The sequence below is a fragment of the Pseudarthrobacter sp. R1 genome (assembly GCF_024494415.1).
Classification (GTDB): domain Bacteria; phylum Actinomycetota; class Actinomycetes; order Actinomycetales; family Micrococcaceae; genus Arthrobacter.
Window position 1 is genome coordinate 394,997 of the sequence record NZ_JAMKFI010000001.1, and the last position, 15,963, is coordinate 410,959.

General features: G+C 66.0%; 14 protein-coding genes and 2 pseudogenes. 8 read left to right on the forward strand and 8 right to left on the reverse strand.

What is annotated here, in order from left to right:
• The first annotated feature begins 139 nt into the window (after window positions 1–139).
• On the forward strand, window positions 140–784 hold the full coding sequence (locus tag M8J71_RS01695; protein ID WP_256246286.1) for a LysE family translocator: 645 nt from the start codon (window positions 140–142) through the stop codon (window positions 782–784).
• Window positions 785–796: 12 nt separating this feature from the next.
• Here M8J71_RS01695 and M8J71_RS01700 read toward each other — a convergent pair whose 3' ends face one another.
• Window positions 797–1,180 (reverse strand): TfoX/Sxy family protein, encoded by a 384-nt coding sequence (locus M8J71_RS01700; protein WP_256246287.1) that lies wholly within the window; start codon window positions 1,178–1,180, stop codon window positions 797–799.
• 144 nt (window positions 1,181–1,324) lie between these two features.
• Here M8J71_RS01700 and M8J71_RS01705 point away from each other — a divergent pair, with 144 nt between their 5' ends.
• Window positions 1,325–2,149, forward strand: a complete 825-nt coding sequence (locus M8J71_RS01705; protein ID WP_256246288.1) for an SDR family NAD(P)-dependent oxidoreductase — start codon at window positions 1,325–1,327, stop codon at window positions 2,147–2,149.
• A 7-nt stretch (window positions 2,150–2,156) separates the two neighbouring features.
• On the opposite strand, the gene M8J71_RS01710 is transcribed toward M8J71_RS01705, so the two are convergent.
• Window positions 2,157–2,771 (reverse strand): FMN-binding negative transcriptional regulator, encoded by a 615-nt coding sequence (locus M8J71_RS01710; protein WP_256246289.1) that lies wholly within the window; start codon window positions 2,769–2,771, stop codon window positions 2,157–2,159.
• 4 nt (window positions 2,772–2,775) lie between these two features.
• Complete coding sequence (locus M8J71_RS01715; RefSeq protein ID WP_256246290.1) at window positions 2,776–3,756, reverse strand: DMT family transporter; 981 nt, start codon at window positions 3,754–3,756, stop codon at window positions 2,776–2,778.
• Here M8J71_RS01715 and M8J71_RS01720 point away from each other — a divergent pair.
• A complete protein-coding gene (locus M8J71_RS01720) occupies window positions 3,755–5,167 on the forward strand; it encodes an aminotransferase-like domain-containing protein (protein WP_256246291.1) in 1,413 nt (470 codons plus the stop codon). The genes M8J71_RS01715 and M8J71_RS01720 overlap by 2 nt on opposite strands.
• A gap of 3 nt (window positions 5,168–5,170) precedes the next feature.
• Here M8J71_RS01720 and M8J71_RS01725 read toward each other — a convergent pair whose 3' ends face one another.
• Window positions 5,171–5,665 carry a hypothetical protein gene (locus tag M8J71_RS01725; protein ID WP_256246292.1) on the reverse strand — a complete coding sequence of 165 codons (495 nt, stop codon included), beginning with the start codon at window positions 5,663–5,665 and terminating at the stop codon, window positions 5,171–5,173.
• Between the two features lie 237 nt (window positions 5,666–5,902).
• Between M8J71_RS01725 and M8J71_RS01730 the strand changes: the two genes are divergently transcribed.
• The 3 genes and pseudogenes from M8J71_RS01730 to M8J71_RS01740 all read left to right on the forward strand — a co-directional run bounded on the left by M8J71_RS01730 (window position 5,903) and on the right by M8J71_RS01740 (window position 11,504).
• A complete protein-coding gene (locus M8J71_RS01730; protein ID WP_256246293.1) occupies window positions 5,903–8,872 on the forward strand; it encodes a BTAD domain-containing putative transcriptional regulator in 2,970 nt (989 codons plus the stop codon).
• A 233-nt stretch (window positions 8,873–9,105) separates the two neighbouring features.
• A pseudogene (locus M8J71_RS01735) lies at window positions 9,106–10,544 on the forward strand (amino acid permease).
• A 198-nt stretch (window positions 10,545–10,742) separates the two neighbouring features.
• Window positions 10,743–11,504, forward strand: coding sequence for an IclR family transcriptional regulator (locus M8J71_RS01740; protein WP_256246337.1), 762 nt, complete (start codon window positions 10,743–10,745; stop codon window positions 11,502–11,504).
• On the opposite strand, the gene M8J71_RS01745 is transcribed toward M8J71_RS01740, so the two are convergent.
• From M8J71_RS01745 to M8J71_RS01755, 3 genes and pseudogenes are all read right to left on the reverse strand, one after another.
• Window positions 11,501–12,268: an IclR family transcriptional regulator gene (locus M8J71_RS01745; RefSeq protein ID WP_256246294.1), complete on the reverse strand. Its 768-nt coding sequence runs from the start codon at window positions 12,266–12,268 to the stop codon at window positions 11,501–11,503. The genes M8J71_RS01740 and M8J71_RS01745 overlap by 4 nt on opposite strands.
• A gap of 177 nt (window positions 12,269–12,445) precedes the next feature.
• Window positions 12,446–13,200 (reverse strand): annotated as a pseudogene (locus tag M8J71_RS01750) (cyclase family protein).
• Entirely contained in the window at window positions 13,197–13,691 is a 495-nt protein-coding gene (locus M8J71_RS01755) for a hypothetical protein (RefSeq protein WP_256246296.1), read from the reverse strand. Before M8J71_RS01755 ends, M8J71_RS01750 begins: the two are co-directional and overlap by 4 nt.
• 55 nt (window positions 13,692–13,746) lie before the next feature.
• Between M8J71_RS01755 and mmuM the strand changes: the two genes are divergently transcribed.
• Window positions 13,747–14,727, forward strand: coding sequence for a homocysteine S-methyltransferase (mmuM, locus tag M8J71_RS01760; RefSeq protein ID WP_256246338.1), 981 nt, complete (start codon window positions 13,747–13,749; stop codon window positions 14,725–14,727).
• On the opposite strand, the gene M8J71_RS01765 is transcribed toward mmuM, so the two are convergent.
• The gene (locus tag M8J71_RS01765) at window positions 14,724–15,275 is read right to left on the reverse strand and encodes a dihydrofolate reductase family protein (RefSeq protein ID WP_256246298.1); all 552 of its coding nucleotides are present in this window, start codon (window positions 15,273–15,275) and stop codon (window positions 14,724–14,726) included. The two genes, mmuM and M8J71_RS01765, sit on opposite strands and share 4 nt — an antisense overlap.
• Before the next feature lie 244 nt (window positions 15,276–15,519).
• Here M8J71_RS01765 and M8J71_RS01770 point away from each other — a divergent pair, with 244 nt between their 5' ends.
• Window positions 15,520–15,960 (forward strand): cytochrome c-type biogenesis protein CcmH, encoded by a 441-nt coding sequence (locus M8J71_RS01770; protein WP_256246299.1) that lies wholly within the window; start codon window positions 15,520–15,522, stop codon window positions 15,958–15,960.
• The last annotated feature ends 3 nt before the right edge of the window (window positions 15,961–15,963 follow it).

The following is a 15,963-nucleotide window of genomic DNA, read 5'->3' on the forward strand; positions in this document are numbered from 1 at the left end:
CCACCGACGGTATGGAGGCCGGTTGGACGGGCTCTGAGGACAACATGAATGGGCGGTTAACTGCGTGACAAATACAGTCGCGGCTTCTGTCAGCATCCCTCATCATGGCCCCGGCGCCTGGCCCCCATATCCTTGGACGGTGACTCTCCTTCAGGCTCTTGTGTCGTTTGCTTTGGTTGCCGGACTTCTGACGCTGGTTCCCGGCCTGGACACTGCCCTTGTCCTGCGCTCGTCCATTTCCAAGTCGCGCCGTTTCGCCTTCGCCACGGCCCTGGGAATCAGCACTGGCGCGATGATCTGGGGAGTTGCTGCGGCGGTTGGCGTCTCCGCTCTCCTGGCTGCCTCCGAATTCGCCTACCGGATGCTGACCATCGCCGGGGCGGCGTACATGATGTGGCTGGGACTGTCGCTGCTATGGAAGAGCCTGCGCCAGGGCAAGGCTGAGCCGACGGGCGACAACCCGGTGCCTGCGGGCGGGGAGGGCATGGTCAGGGGTTGGCTGACCGGGACCGGAACCAATCTGCTCAACCCGAAAGTGGGCGTCGTCTATATCGCGACCATCCCGCAGTTCATGCCCGCAGGGGCGTCACCGTTGCTGGTGGGCATTCTGCTGGCCAGCGTCCACTGCATCCTGGCGATGGCCTGGTTCAGCCTTCTGATCTTCGCCACCGGCTATGCCTCCCGCTGGCTCAAAGGTGCCCGCAGCATCCGCATCATCGACAGCATCACCGGAACCGTCCTCGTGGGCTTCGGCCTCAAGCTCGCCCTCGAACCGGCCCATTAGCCTTAACCGCTGCTACTTCGCTGCTCGGGCCTTCGGAGCCTTGGGTTCCTTTGGCGGCAGCCCCGCCACGTACTCGAAGGCTTTGTGGATCCAGGCTTTCGCCCGTGCGTCGTCGCCGTCGCCCTCCTCGTTCCACATCTCCGGGAGACCGGTGTAGCCGCCCATCGGGCGCTCGGCAGGCCCGAAGGGCACCGTCCGCTCCGCGCTTTCGAGTTCCTGCCGGTCCTCAGGCGAGAGCTTGATGCCGATGGTAGGCCCAAAAAGCCCGGCGAACATGTTGCCGTTCACAAAGGCGCCGAGGTTCCCGAACATTGGCTTGACCATAACGTCCGGGCGGTCGGGTACCAAGGACTTGAAGCGCTCCTTGTCCCCGTCCGTTGCTTTTGGCATCTCCATGACGGTCCTCCCTCGGCTCGGCTGGTGTCTGCAGGATATGCCGTGGCAGGGCCGGCAGGGAACACTTCGCCTGCCGGCGTCGTTGTGCCAGAGGCGGCGTGCTCCAGCCTCGCGCCTGACGTTCCACCGACCAAAGGACACTCCTTGACTCCTCGTACCATCGTGATAACCGGCGCCAGCGACGGCATCGGCGCAGCAGCCGCGCGGACGCTGGTGAAGGCAGGGGAGCAGGTGGTCGTCGTCGGCCGTTCCGAAGAGAAGACCCGCGCCATTGCCAAGGAGCTCAACGCCGATTACTTCGTCAGCGACTTTTCCGAGCTCGCGCAGGTCCGCACCCTTGCCGCCCAGCTGAAGTCCGACTACCCGCGCATCGACGTCCTGGCCAACAACGCCGGTGGCATCATGGGCAAGCGCACCCTCACCGTGGACGGCAACGAATCCACCTTCCAGATCAACCACCTGGCGCCGTTCCTGCTCACCACCCTGCTGATGGACACGCTCGTTGCCAGCCACGCCAAGGTGATCAACACGTCCAGCGCCGCCAATGGCTTTGGCAGGCTGGACCTCTCCGACCTCGCCGCCGAACGCAGCTACTCCACCAACCGCGCCTACGGCACCGGCAAGCTGGCCAACATCCTGTTCACCGCCGAACTGGACCGCCGTTACAGGGACCAGGGCATTACGACGGCGGCCTTCCACCCGGGTGTGGTCCGCACCAACTTCGCCGCGGAGTCCACCAGCCCCTTCCGCTACGCGTACAAGACCCTGCTCAACAGGTTCATGCTCACCCCGGACCAGGGCGCCGACACCATGCTGTGGCTTATCAACGGCACCGCAGGCAAGGACTGGTTCTCGGGGGCCTTCTACGAGAAGCGCGCCATGTCCAAAGCCAACCCCCAGGCCTACGATGCCGAACTGGCGCGCGGGTTGTGGGAGAAGAGCGAAGAGCTGGTCCGGGCTTCGATCTAACCTTCCGTCAGCGGACGCACTCGACGTCGGCGGCAGCCTCCGTGTGCCCCCGGGCTGAGAGCCCGGCAACAACGCCGTCAACGTCCGCTTCGGGCCGGTTCTGGCTCAACTTGGCCTTCGCTTCGATCCTGGTGATCACCAGTTCAACTCCCACGATTGCCCGCAGTTGGCCGGCGATATAGCGCCCAGGTGCATCGTCCACGCTCCACGGGTGCTCAAACGCGGCTTCGTGCACGCCGGTGAGCCGCCGTACCTGCCGTTCCAGCCATGCCGGATCGTCATGGATTACCAGCCGCCCGTAGTGGGCGGTGGTGTAGTTCCACGTTGGTACAACGCGGCCGTGCTCAGCCTTTGAGGCGTACCAGGAGGGTGAAACGTAAGCGTCTGCGCCCTGGATGATGGCCAGCGCTTCCCCAACGGCCGGTTCGGACCACTGAATGTTGTTCCGCGCGAGGTGCCCCTGCAGCGCGCCGTGCTCCCCGGCATCGGGGTCGAAGACAAACGGCAGGAGCGTTGCCAGCAGGCCCTGCGACGTCATGGTGACCAGGTTAAGTGCGCCCGGCCGGGAAAGCAGACCGCGGACAGTTTCAGGCGTGGCAGCGAAATGGGCTGGGGTGTACATGGTGCTAGTCCTTTGCGGGCTGAAGGGATGTGGTGGATTGAAGAAGCTGGACGGGCCGCGCCGGGGCAGGCTTGAGCCGCACCCGAACTGCGGCGCCGGCACACACGATCACAGCCAGGCCGCCGACGATGGTGGCCCAGGTCAGCGTTTCTCCCAGCAGGAGGGCCGCCCAGCCAATGCTCAGCACGGGCTGGATGAGCTGGATCTGGCTGACCTGGGCGATAGGGCCAATCGCCAGGCCGCGGTACCAGGCGAAAAAGCCCAGGAACATGCTCACCACGCCGAGGTAGGCGAAGGCCAGCCACTGCGCCGGCGAGGCGGACGGTGGCTGCGCGGCGACGGAAAGCGCGGCCAGGACCAGTATCAACGGCGAAGCCAGGACCAGCGCCCAGGAGATGGTTTGCCAGGCGCCGAGCTCACGGGCCAGCAGACCGCCCTCCGCGTAGCCGATCGCCGCGGCCAGTACGGAACCCAGCAGCAACAGGTCCGCCCGGTGGAGCTGGCCGAGGCCGCCGGACTGCAGGGAACCGAAGACGATCGCCGCAAGGGCGCCCACGGCGGTGATAAGCCAGAACGCGGGCGGGGGACGCTCGCGCCCGCGGAGAACAGCTGCGGTAGCCGTTGCGGCGGGGAGCAGCGCTATGACCACGGCACCGTGGCTCGCGGGCGTGCTGGTCAGGGCAAAGGAGGTCAGTAGCGGAAAGCCGATCACGACGCCGGCCGCCACCACGGCGAGACGTGCCCAGTGCATTCCGCGGGGGAGCCGCTGCCGGGTCAGTGCCAGGGCGACACCGGCCAGCACTGCCGCTACTACTGCCCGGCCCGAGCCGATGAACAGCGGCGACAGGCCGGCAACAGCCACCTTGGTGAACGGAACCGTGAAGGAGAACGCCGCGACGCCAAGAAGGCCCAGCCACAATCCGGAGGGCTGCGAACGCGGTATCACTGTGCGCTTCGAAAGAGTAGCGCTACTATTGTTTTTCATGAACAACGATAGCAGTTCCCGCATCGTGGCGCACCTGAAATCGTGGATGGCCGCAGCCGCGCCCGGTGCGAAGCTGCCGTCCACCCGCTCCCTGGTGGCCGAATACCAGGCCAGCCCCGTGACGGTGCAGAAGGCGCTGCAGGCACTCACTGCGCAGGGCCTCATCGAGAGCAGGCCCGGTGTGGGGACGTTCGTGCGTGCCGCCAGGACTGCGAAGCCGTCGGACTACGGCTGGCAAACGGCAGCCCTGCGGTCGCCGCTGGCGGCGCTGCCGCCAGCTTCTTCAACCATGCGGGACGTGCCGCTCAATGCCATCTCTTTCCATTCCGGCTACCCGGCGCGGGAACTGCTGCCCGAGCGGCTTGTACGGGCTGCCCTTACCCGCGCCGCCCGCGGGGACGCGGCGCCGGCGCGGCCGCCGGCGGCCAGCATACCGGAACTGCAATCGTGGTTCGCCCATGAACTTGGCGCGTCGACGCCCGCCGGCACCACGCCGCCCAACCCAAGCGACGTCGTCGTACTCCCCGGAAGCCAAAGCGGGCTGAGCTCGATCTTCAGTTCCCTGGTGGGCAGGGGCCAGCCGCTCCTGCTGGAATCGCCCACCTACTGGGGCGCAATCCTCGCCGCGGCGCAGGCGGGCGTGCACGTTGTCCCGGTGCCCACGGGCCTGGACGGGCCGGACCCGGCGGAGTTGACGCGTGCGTTTGAGGAGACCGGAGCGCGGGTGTTGTACGCCCAGCCCAACTACGCCAATCCGACGGGGGCGCAGTGGTCGGCTGAGAAGTGCGACCAGGTCCTCGACGTGGTGCGTGCCCAAGGAGCTTTCCTCGTGGAAGACGACTGGGCGCACGATTTCGGCATCAGCTCCAACCCCGTTCCTGTCGCTTCACGGGACGACTCCGGGCACGTGGTGTACCTGCGCTCGCTGACCAAGAGTGTGTCCACGTCCATCAGGGTGGCCGCGGTGATCGCCCGGGGTCCGGCGCGTGAGCGCATTCTTGCCGACCGCGCAGCCGAATCGATGTACGTGAGCGGGCTGCTGCAGGCTGCAGCGCTCGACGTCGTCACGCAGCCGGGCTGGCAGACGCACCTGCGAAGCCTGCGGCACCAGTTGGAGTCCCGCCGCGACCTGCTGGTCACCAGCCTGCGCGGGCACGCCCCCGCGGCACACATCATGCAGGTGCCAAAGGGCGGCCTGAACCTGTGGGTGCGGCTGCCCGATGGAACCGACCTTGAGCGGCTTACCCGGGACTGTGAGGCCGCGGGCGTGATCATCGCTGGGGGAAACGAGTGGTTCCCCGCAGAACCGGCGGGTCCCTTCATCCGGCTCAACTACTCGGGAACGAATCCGGGCGCCTTCCCAGAGGGCGCCCGGATCATCGGCGAGATGCTGGAGCGGAACCTGGCTTAGCAGTCAGTCGGCCAGCGCCGCGCAGATGTCAGTCACTGTGCCTTTCCCTGTGAACATTCCGCCGACTTCCCTTCCCCTGCGGTCGAGGGTCCAGCTGACGTTTCCGGTAGTGAAGTAAACCCCCGCGGGATGTCCGTTGGCCCTTGGAACAGTGACGACATTGGGCCCGGTCGCGGTGACGAACTGGCTGCCATCGTCCAAGTATTGGATGTGGGTCACGCCGGAAGCGCCGGTATACGTTATCGATTCACCTGAGTTGTCTGTGACAGTAATACTCAATCCGGGCCAGATGATTTTCTCCCGGTCGCCGGGCAGCGTAACGACTCCGACCTTACCGTTCGCGCTGAGGACTACTTTGAATCCCGGGCAAGGCACACTAAAAGAGCCCTCAATCGGCCCTGGCGTGGCCGCCGCAAGGGCCGCTGGCGCCGGTGCGACGAGGGCGGCTGCAGCCAATGCAGCCGGGGCGAGTGCGCGGGTGATGCTGCTGGTTTTCATGGGATTTCCTTTCAGATGTACTCGGGTGAGTGGCTCAAGATTGGCCCCCACCGCTTAACGGATCCTTAATCTGCGCCGGAACTCTGGACCATCTTTGGAGCCAGGAGCATGATGGGGTTGATGTTGCCTCCAGGGGCACATTGTGTGTGAAGGGCGGGCGCTAGGGGTCGCTGGTCGAGGGTTCTGCGGGACGGGCGTGGCCCGCTTCCGCAGCCGGTCGGTGAGGGGTGCTCGGGGATGGGCGCACTGTGGATCAGGGCTCTGGGTCCGTTGGAGGTCATAACCGACGGCGAACCGGTGCCGGTGACCAGCAGGAAACTGCGGATCGTCCTCGAATGCCTGGCGCTGCGGCCGAACACCGTTGTCAGCACCGACTTCCTGGCCGAGGCTGTTTGGGCCGGCCAGCCGCCCGCGCATCCGCTACCGCAGCTGCAGGTTTATGCGGCCAATTTGCGGGGCCTGCTGGAACCGGGCCGGCCTAAAGGCTCGGCCTCCCATAGACTTGCCAGCAGGCCGGGCGGCTATTTGCTGGCAGTCGGGGACGACGAACTCGACCTGCTCCAGTTCCGCCAGTACGTCGCCACCGGTGAACAGGCGGTGCAGGCGGGCAAGCTTGTTGAAGGTGCGGAGCGGCTGCGTCATTCACTGGACCTGTTCAAAGGGCCGGCCTTCCCTGACCTTGCCGACATCGAGCTGCTGGCACCGGATCTGGACGCGCTGGAAGAAGCACGGCTGGACGCGTACCAGGATCTCTTCGACATCGAACTCGCCTTGGGCAGGCATACCGCTGTGGTGGGGGAGGTGCAGCGGATGGTCTCGGAGCATCCCTTCCGGGAACGGCTATGGGCATCGCTCGCGCTCGCGCTGTACCGTTCAGACCGGCAAGCAGATGCCCTGGCAGCGTGCCGGGAAGCGCGGAAAACCCTGGCAACGGAACTTGGTATTGATCCCGGCGAGCATCTGCAGGAGCTCGAAAGACTGGTGCTCCAACAGGACCCGTCACTCGGTGCTCCGGCCGCTAACGGCCATCATCGGACTCGGCAGCGCGTCGACACCCTGCCTGCTGCCCTCACTCCGCTGGTAGGGCGGGAGGCCGAACTGGGGGAGGTGTGTTCGCTGTACCGCTCGGAGGGTTGCCGGCTGGTGACGGTGACGGGTGCGGGAGGAACGGGCAAGACCCGCTTGGCTTTGGCGGCTGCTGCCCGGCTGGGCGAGCGCATGGCCGACGGCGTGGGCTGGGTTAATCTGGCCCCACTCACCCGGGTTCAGCAAGTGCCCGGCGCTATCGCGGCGACACTCGGACTGGAAGCGAGTGCCGGCGAGGATCCGCTGAAAATAGCATCCCGCTTCCTGCACACACGCCGGCTGCTGCTGGTCCTAGACAATTTCGAGCATCTGGAGGACGCATGGCCGGTGGTGCTGGACATGCTGACCGCCGCTCCTGACCTGCGGATCCTTACCACCAGCCGGCGGCGCCTCGGGCTCCGTCCCGAGTACGAATTTGAGTTGGCCCCGCTTGAAGTGCCGCCCGTCGACCCGCCGCTGCCACCGCGCCTGCTACGCGCCGTGCCGGCCGTGAAGCTGCTCCTGAACCGTGGACGGGCAGTTCGCCCCCAGTTCGACGTCAACGATGACAATGCCGCCGTACTAACTCGTCTATGCCAGCGTTTGGACGGCCTTCCGCTGGCTATCGAGCTGGCCGCCGCCCAACTGCGCCGCCTCAATGAGCGGGACCTCCTGGATGATTTGGAGGTCAGCCTGGCCGCGTTGCCCGACACCTTCCGGGACCTCCCGGACCGGCAACGGACACTCACCGCCACGATGGAGTGGAGTTACCGGCTGCTCCCGGACCCTGAACGCCTGGTCTTCGATCGACTCGGCGTTTTTGCCGGGGATCCCACGGTGACGGCGATTCACGCAGTTTCTGGTCTAACCGCACCTAACAGAACGTCTACAGAAGTCCTGCTCTCTGCACTCGCTGGTCACAGCCTGCTGCGGCGCTACACCGACGACGCAGGGCGGGAACGGGTGTCCATGCTCGAGTCGATCCGCGAATTTGCGCGGGACCGGCTCGCGCTGCATTCGGAGGAATCCAAAATCAGGCGCCGGCACGCCGAGCACTACCTTGCCCTCACGAAGGCAGTCGGCCCGCAGCTGTGGAGCAGGGACCAGGTGGACGCTTTCCGGTTGCTGAAAGCTGATGCACCGGATTTGCGCGCCGCACTGCTATGGGCAGCGGGAGCTGACGGCTCCAAAGATGTAGCGCTCGGTCTGGTGGGGCAGCTCTGGCATTACTGGGAGCTGACCGGCGACGTGGCGGAACAGTGCGGGGTCGCCCTGAAGCTGCTCGACGGAACACCTGGCGCTCCACCGGCGCTGCAGGCTCCCGCCCTCAGCGGAGCGGCCACGCTGTGCTGGATGCTCGGCCGCAGTGACCAGTCGTCAATGCTCCATCATCGAGCCCTTCAAGCATTCCGTGACGCTGGCAACGAGCAAGGCGTTGCATGGGCCACGATGTGCCTGGCGGTGCAGGAGATGCAGCGTGACGACGCCGCCAACGCCCAGCGACTCGCTGAAGGAGTATTGTCGATGCCACTTGCCGGCCCGCGCACAAGGGTTGGCGCTTTGATTCTCCTGGGCATACTCGCCTTTTACGCTGGCGACCATGCTCGAGCCCTGGAATTGCGCCATGCGAGCGTCGAGCTCGCCCGCCCGATCGGCGATCAATGGCTGCTCGGAATAGCCCTGACCAACCTGGCCGAAAGCACACAGCAGGCCGGTGATTATGGCGCCGCGGAGCGCCACGTCGTCGAGGCAGTCACCGCAGCACTCGAGCTCGAGGCGCAGGGCCATGTTGTAGCTTTCCTTGAACAACTTGCCGACGTCTACGTCAGCCGGCATCACGTGGAGCGCGCTATCCACCTATTAGCCGCCACTGACTGCTACCGCGTCGACCGTGGACTTCCGCTCTATCCCGCTGAAAAGCAACACATTTCATCAATACTCGCCAGGGCGCGCAATGACGTCGGCCCGATCCGCTTCGGCCTGGCTTGGGAAAGCGGAAGAAGTCTCACGCTACGACAGGCGGTCAACGAGGCGCTGCAGAGCGCGCGCCAGACCGGATTGCTCCCGGCTCCCGCCCCGAGGCCAGCAGAGCGGTATCCGTCCACTCCGGAAAGTGCTGTTAGTCCGGCTCCCTGGTCCTGACTGCAGACGGCGAGGGGCGGCACCCAACGAGTGCCGCCGTCGGGCGTTACTCGGGTGGTCGCCCGAAGTAACAACGTGCAATATAGGCATGACCTTATGTCTTTGATGACTGGAAATTCGGCCGCCGTGCTACTTTCAGCACTGCCGACGTGCATTTCTTCGTCTCCCGGGAGCGGGACCAGGGGAACTGCGCGCGCCCCATCGCACCGATCGACCCCATATTGGAGACGCCCGTGGAACCCTCAGCACCGCTCACGCTGGATGAGCAGTCAGCCAGCCCGGCTACGCAGCAGCCAGAGTCCGGACTTCGCCGCTCCATGGGCCCGCGCCACCTGGTGATGATCGCCATGGGAGGTGTCATCGGCTCCGGGTTATTCCTGAGCTCCGGCTACACCATCTCGCAGGCCGGCCCTCTGGGCGCCGTGATCGCCTACCTGGTGGGCGCCTTCGTGGTGTACCTGGTGATGGCCTGCCTGGGTGAACTCGCCATCGCCTACCCGGTGTCCGGTGCGTTCCACATCTACGCCGCCCGCTCCATCGGCCCCGCCACCGGCTTCGCCACCGCCTGGCTGTACTGGCTGTGCTGGGCGGTGGCCATCGGTTCCGAATTCACCGCCTCCGGTTTGCTGATGCAACGCTGGTTCCCGGACGTCGACGTCTGGGTCTGGTGCCTGGTCTTCGCCGCGGTCCTCTTCGGCTTCAACGCCGTCTCCTCCAAGTTCTTCGGCGAGTCCGAGTTCTGGTTCGCCATCGTGAAGGTGGCCGCGATCATCGGCCTCATCGTCCTGGGCGGCGCCGCCCTGTTCGGCTTCCGCCCGCTCAGCAGCGGCGAGAGCCACCCCTTTCTGTTCGAAAACTTCGCTACCGAAGCCGGCCTGTTCCCCAACGGCTTCACCGGCGTCCTGGTCACGGTGCTCGCGGTCTTCTACGCCTTCTCCGGCTCAGAACTCATCGGCGTCGCGGCCGGAGAGACCAAGGACCCCGCCACCAGCATCCCCAAAGCCATGCGCACCACAGTGATCCGTTGCTCATCTTCTTCGTCGGAGCCATCGCTGTCATCGCCGCCACCATCCCGTACAACGAGGTGGGCCTCGACGAGAGCCCGTTCGTGACAGTCTTCTCCGCCATCGGCCTGCCGTTCGCCGCCGACATCATGAACTTCGTGATCATCACCGCCCTCCTGTCCGCCGGCAACAGCGGCCTCTTCTCCTGCGCCCGCATGCTCTACTCACTCGCCGACGAAGGCCACGCACCCCGCGCCTTCAAAAAGCTGACCCGCCGCGGCATCCCGTTGATCGCGCTCTCGGTGAGCATGGTGGGCGGCGTCGCGTCGCTGATCAGCAGCGTGGTTGCCCCGGAAACGGTCTATCTGGTGCTGGTCTCGGTGGCGGGCTTCGCCGTGGTGGGTGTGTGGATGTCCATTACCGCCTCGCACTTCTTCCACCGCCGCGCCTTCGTCAGCAATGGCGGCGACGTGTCCGCCCTCGCCTATAAAGCGCCGTTGTTCCCGCTGGTGCCCATCCTGGCGTTCTCGCTCTGCGTGGTCTCCCTGATCGGCATCGCCCTGGACCCCGCGCAGGCCGCCGCGCTCTACTTCGGCATCCCGTTTGTGGCCGCCTGCTATATCTGGTTCCACTTCCGGCACGGCCGCAAGGCTGTGCCCGCGAAGTAACTGCCCGGGAAGTAGCTGTCCGCCACGTAGCGAAAGCGGACGTAGCGGGAGCGGACGACGGCGGCAGCCGGGTTGGGGGCGTGGCGCACCTTCCCGGACGGCCGCCGTCGTTCTTTCCGGCGCCCTTCCTGCCGCTCCTTTACGGACGGGTGCCGTGGAAGAATAGGGCGAGGTTTCCGGCGGGGAGGGGCAATGAGCGTGGATTCTTCCGCTGAGGCGTCATCAATGGCGCAGGGCCTCCGGATCGTGCGGCTGGTGGCCGACCGGGAGAAACGGGGCCGGCAGCTGCTGGGTGTTTCGCAGCTCGCCGCCGAGTTGGAGATGGACCAAAGCCGCGTCTCCCGGCTGACCCAGGAACTGTGCGACCTCGGGCTGCTGGAGCGGGTGGACCGCGGCCCGTTCCGGACCGGCCAGCGCTTCTTCAGCCTCGCCGCGTCATTGAACACCGGCTGGGTCCGGGAAGCTGGAACCGAACTCGAAGCGCTGGTGGCCTCACTCGGACTGCGGGCACGGCTCTCGGTCCGCGACGGCCACCGCGTGATCCTGCTCCGGAGTTCAAGCAACGACGCCGTTCCCGGAAGCTTCGTGAAACCGGGCATGGTGACTCCCGTCTGGTGCACCGGCGCCGGCCGGGCCCTGCTGTGGGACTTTGATCGACCCGCCTTGGATGCCCTGCTCCGGGACGTGAACTACATCGGCATCGGCGGCCCGGGTGCTGCCCACTCCACGGATGAGGTCTGGGACCTGATGACGCGGGACCACGCCGCAGGGTTCATTGCCGCCGCTGAGGAATTTGAGCACGACGTGGTGGAACTCGCGGTGCCTGTTCGGGACGCCGGTGGCGCAATCCTGGCCTCGCTCAGCGTGCTGGGCAGCCGTTCCGAGATCGGGACTGATGCGGGCTCTTTTGCGGCAGTGCTTGGCCAGGCTGCGGAGCGGCTCGGAGCCTATCGGGCTTAGTCCTGCAGCTGGTAGCCGAGCCTTTGTTCGAGCCACTTGCCCTGTGCCATCAGCGCCGCGGCGCATTCTTGCTGTCGCGGTTCCAGCCGCTCTTTGATGCCGACGATCTGCAGCGCCGCCACCACGTCGCCCTTGAAATCCCGGATGGGCACGGCCAGCGAGTACAGCCCCGGTTCGGCCTCCTCGTCCACGATTGTGTAACCCCGTGCGCGGGCGGCTTCCCGGCGTGCCAGGAAGTCGTCCACGCCGGAGGCCGTGTTCGGGCCGTGGCGGACGAAATCCACATCCGCCAACACAGTCCGCACTTCTGCCTCCGATGCCTGCCAGAGGACTGCCTGGCCGGCGTCGCTGCAGTAGGCGGGGTAGGGCCGGCCCAGCCAGGAGCCCACGAGGTTGCTGCTGGCCGGGACGCTTTCGCCGATGGTCACCGTGCTGTCGCCATGGAGGACCCCGAGGAAGCACGCCTCGTCGGTTTCACGGGCCAGCGTGTCCAGGGCAGTGCCGCCGTCGGAGTGTAAGCGCCGTTCCATCAGCAGCTGCGCGTCGGTGAGCACGGACCAATCCAGGGTGTAGGTGCGCTGGCTGGTCCGGCTAAGGAAGCCTTCCTGCTCGCCGCTGCGCAGGTTGCGCGACACCTGGCTGCGGTCCTTACCCAGGTCCAGGGCGACGTCGGCCACTGTTCCGCCGGGGTGTCCCGCTGCGTGGCGCGCGCCAACAGCAAGGACGGCCATGATGCCGCGGCCCATGCTGGAGGTTTTAGGCATGGAGTTGAGTCTAGTGGACGGCCTTTCCTGGCCCTGCGCTGGCAGGGCGGCTGCGGGCAGCGGCGCCAGGACGCCGTCGGAATCGCCGGAACAGTGCCCGCACGCTGAAGCGTTCCCGCGACCCCGCACTGTTCGGGCGACCACGGCGCAGCTGAGCAGAATAACCGGCCCGCCCCGTCAGCAGATGGCAAACACCCGCGCCGGGAAACCGCTGCCACCCAGCGGTTTGGCCCAGGCTGCGACGACGGCGGCGCCCGCTTCCGGCACCCCATCCAGGTTGGCCAGCAGTTCAATCTGCCAGCGGTCCTGCTCCAGGACGTAGGCTTCCAGGCTGAAGTCCTGGCGGGAGGTGGCAAGGCCGGGGTCCGTGTCCGTCTGCTCGTGGCCCACGGCTGCAACTGACCGCTCGTTGACCAGGAAGGACAGCACCTCGAAGGACCAGCCTGGCGTGTGGCTCACAACCCGTCCTCGTCCCGGTTGGCCATGGCGTCCGGGTCCGGCCAGCGGCTGCTCAAGCCGGTGCGCAGGGCCACGAAAGCGCCCGCCGGGATGCTGCCGTTCCGGTGTTCCCAGTCCTGCACGTCCTGCAGGGTGGGGGTGGCATCCGGGTTGCCGGCCACCCGCGAGGTGATGTCCAGGACCACCAGCGGAAGGATCATCTCCTCCACCGGGATCTGGTCCAGGGTCCTGCCGCCGCGGATAATATGGAAGGGCGGGTCCACGTGTGTTCCCCACTGGCCAACGATCGTGTACCGGTGGGCCGTGAACCCGTCACCCTTCTCAAGGTCGAAGAGTGCTTCGCGTTCCTCATCCGGGAAGGCCGCGAAGTGTGGCTGGACGGGGTGGAAGGCGTGCGTAAGGTCAACGAACTTCCTGCCCGAGAGCAGCGGCTGCAGGCTCTCCCAGAGGGAAACGGTGGCGGTGTCCGTCATGATGCAGCAGCCCCTTCGGTGATCGGTGCCAGCGCACTGCTGGAAACCCTGATGGGTCCGGTGAGTTCGATGACAGGCACTTCCCAGGGGTGGATCTCCACGATCTGCCGCATAAAGCGTTCGACGGCGGCGTCGTCCAGGGACGCATCGAAGTAGGTAGTAAAAACGAAGGTTGGTGACAGGGTTTGCTCGCCCACGCGTCCCAGCGTGGGGTTGGCGCCCTCGGCCGTCGTGAACCCTTCGAACCCCAGGCCGGATTCGAACACGTGCTTGTAATTGCCAAAATCGCCCAGTTCCCGGAACTGTGTCAGGGCCTGGAGCAGATGGGCGATGCCCGGGTCTTCCCGGAAGGCACTCGCTTTGCCTTTGGCGAGCTGTGCAAAGGTGGTGCCGCTGATGGGCCAGTGCACGCGCAGCTTGCGTACCGTGTGCAGTTGAACGTTCAAGGCCTGTCCTCTTTTCCTCCCGCCGGGCTGACGGTTGCCTGCCATCGTGTCAGAAAGAAATAATCATTACAAGCATAAGGAAATGCGTATTATGACTGGCATGCCTTCGAATGCGTTCCTGTCATCCCTGCTGGAAACCGGCGGATACCTGCCCGCGGACGGCGCCCTGGCCACCGAGCTCGAGGCCCGCGGCTGCAACCTGGATGATCCCTTGTGGTCGGCCAAGGTCCTGCTTGAGCAGCCGCACCTCATCAAGGACGTCCACCGCGACTATTTTGCTGCCGGTGCAAGGATTGCGACGACCGCCAGCTACCAGGCCACGCCCCAGGGTTTTGCCGCGCGGGGGATGGGGGAGCAGGAGGCGCTGGAGCTGGTGGCGTTGTCGGTGCGGCTGGCGTACGAAGCCCGCCGGGAGCACCTTGCCGCCGCCCCCGACGCCGGACCATTGCTCATTGCCGGCTCCGTCGGCCCGTACGGTGCCTACCTTGCCGACGGCTCCGAATACCGCGGGGACTACGCCCTGACGCCGGATGAATTCCGAGACTTCCATCGCCCCCGCATTGCCGCGCTGGTGGAAGCCGGCGCGGACTTCCTCGCGTGCGAAACACTCCCGTCCTATGCCGAAGCCCAGGCGCTGCTGGCACTCACGCAGGAATACGACGTCGAATCCTGGTTCTCCTTCTCGCTGCGGGATGGGGCACGCATCAGCGACGGAACACCCCTGGCGGCCGTGGCTGAACTCCTTGACGCGCAGCCGCAGGTGGCCGCAATCGGCGTGAACTGCGTGCCGCTGCAGCTTGTGACGCCCGCGCTCGCCGCGCTGCGCCAGGCCACTGATAAGCCGTTGGTGGCTTACCCCAACTCCGGCGAGACTTACGATCCCGTCACGAAAACCTGGGCACCCGCCGCAGCAACGGAAAGCACCGGATCGGTTCCCGCCGCCGCCGACGTTAACCAGCCACACAGCATCGCCGAGGGTACCGCAGCGTGGCGTGAAGCCGGTGCCCGCATCATCGGTGGTTGCTGCCGGACGACGCCCGGCGATATTGCCGCGGTCGCAGCTGCCATCCGGGGCACCTAGCCCTCCAGCCGCCCGTACACGCTGACCACATTGCCCTTGCTGGTCCGGTACTGGTCCTGCAGCACCAGCCGGGTGGTCGGGTCGCCGTCCTCAAAGAGGCGGCGGCCGCTGCCGGCTACCACCGGGTGGGTCATCAGCGTGAGGGAATCCAGCAGCCCGGCGAACAACAGTTGCCGCGTCACCGAGATGCTGCCGCACACGGCGATCTCACCGCCGTCGCGCGCTTTCAACTCGGCCACGAACTCTTCCAGCGGGGCGTCCATCAGCTGCGAATTCTGCCACTCCAGCGGTTCCTTCAGCGTCCGGGAAGCCACAAACTTCTCCACGGGATTGATGAAGCCGGCAAAGTCCTCGTCCACGGAGGCGTTGGGCCAGTAGCCCGCCCATTCCTGGTAGCTCACCCGGCCCAGCACCACGGTGTCCACCGTTTCCATCATCCGGGTCAGGCCCACGCCGAGTTCATCATCAAAGCTGTCGAACTGGAACTTGTAAGGATCCGACACCACGCCGTCCACGGAATGGAAGAGACCGGCTGTGACTTTACGCATGGGAACCTCCAGGTTGCACCATCGGTACGGGCAAGCCGGCTCCAGGCGGCCGGACAGGTCCACCGTATTAGCTGCATCCGCGGCAGGGAAGAGGGCTGCCCGCTGAGCCGCCGGCGGAACTCTGCGGCGGCCCCGGCGTTAGGTTCATCACCACCGCCTGCGTGTTGCCGGAATTCACGGCCCGGCAGCCCCATACTGGTCTTGAGCGGCTGTTGCCGTGCCCCGGCCAGGCAGGAGGAAGTGCATGGAAACCCTGAAAAAAATCGTGTCCAACCAGTATTTCCCGGCCGCCGCGGTACTCGCCGCAGTGGTCCTTTTCTGGGCCGTTGGGCTCCTGGGCGGCCTGTCGCTCCTGCACAACAACCAGCCCCCGCTGACCACCCTGACCTGGATTTTGTTCGTCTACGGTGCAGCAGTGCTCACCCCGCTGGCCGGAGCCCTGGCCGCCGTCGACCTGGTCCGGCGCTGGAAGCGAAACCGTGCCGCCGCAGCTTACGCGGCTGAAGCCGGCATCACCGAAGGGGCTCAGGCAGAGGAAGCAGGCTTCGCAGCCGAAGCAGCACCTGCAGCCCAACCGGTGGCGGTGCAGGACCAGCCGGTCCAGCAGCAACAGCGGCCGGCGCCCGGGAAGCCTATGCAGAAGAATCCGGTCCAGAAGAAGTCCGGCTCGCAAAAAGCCGCTTAGCCC

Excerpts from the sequence above, each read along its gene's own strand:
- M8J71_RS01745 (WP_256246294.1), bottom strand. The coding sequence starts at position 12,268 with ATGCCTAAAACCTCCAGCATGGGCCGCGGCATCATGGCCGTCCTTGCT.
- mmuM (WP_256246338.1), top strand. The coding sequence starts at position 13,747 with ATGCCTTCGAATGCGTTCCTGTCATCCCTGCTGGAAACCGGCGGATAC.
- M8J71_RS01715 (WP_256246290.1), bottom strand. The coding sequence starts at position 3,756 with ATGAAAAACAATAGTAGCGCTACTCTTTCGAAGCGCACAGTGATACCG.
- M8J71_RS01700 (WP_256246287.1), bottom strand. The coding sequence starts at position 1,180 with ATGGAGATGCCAAAAGCAACGGACGGGGACAAGGAGCGCTTCAAGTCC.
- M8J71_RS01755 (WP_256246296.1), bottom strand. The coding sequence starts at position 13,691 with ATGGCAGGCAACCGTCAGCCCGGCGGGAGGAAAAGAGGACAGGCCTTG.
- M8J71_RS01770 (WP_256246299.1), top strand. The coding sequence starts at position 15,520 with ATGGAAACCCTGAAAAAAATCGTGTCCAACCAGTATTTCCCGGCCGCC.
- M8J71_RS01765 (WP_256246298.1), bottom strand. The coding sequence starts at position 15,275 with ATGCGTAAAGTCACAGCCGGTCTCTTCCATTCCGTGGACGGCGTGGTG.
- M8J71_RS01710 (WP_256246289.1), bottom strand. The coding sequence starts at position 2,771 with ATGTACACCCCAGCCCATTTCGCTGCCACGCCTGAAACTGTCCGCGGT.
- M8J71_RS01720 (WP_256246291.1), top strand. The coding sequence starts at position 3,755 with ATGAACAACGATAGCAGTTCCCGCATCGTGGCGCACCTGAAATCGTGG.
- M8J71_RS01725 (WP_256246292.1), bottom strand. The coding sequence starts at position 5,665 with ATGAAAACCAGCAGCATCACCCGCGCACTCGCCCCGGCTGCATTGGCT.
- M8J71_RS01730 (WP_256246293.1), top strand. The coding sequence starts at position 5,903 with ATGGGCGCACTGTGGATCAGGGCTCTGGGTCCGTTGGAGGTCATAACC.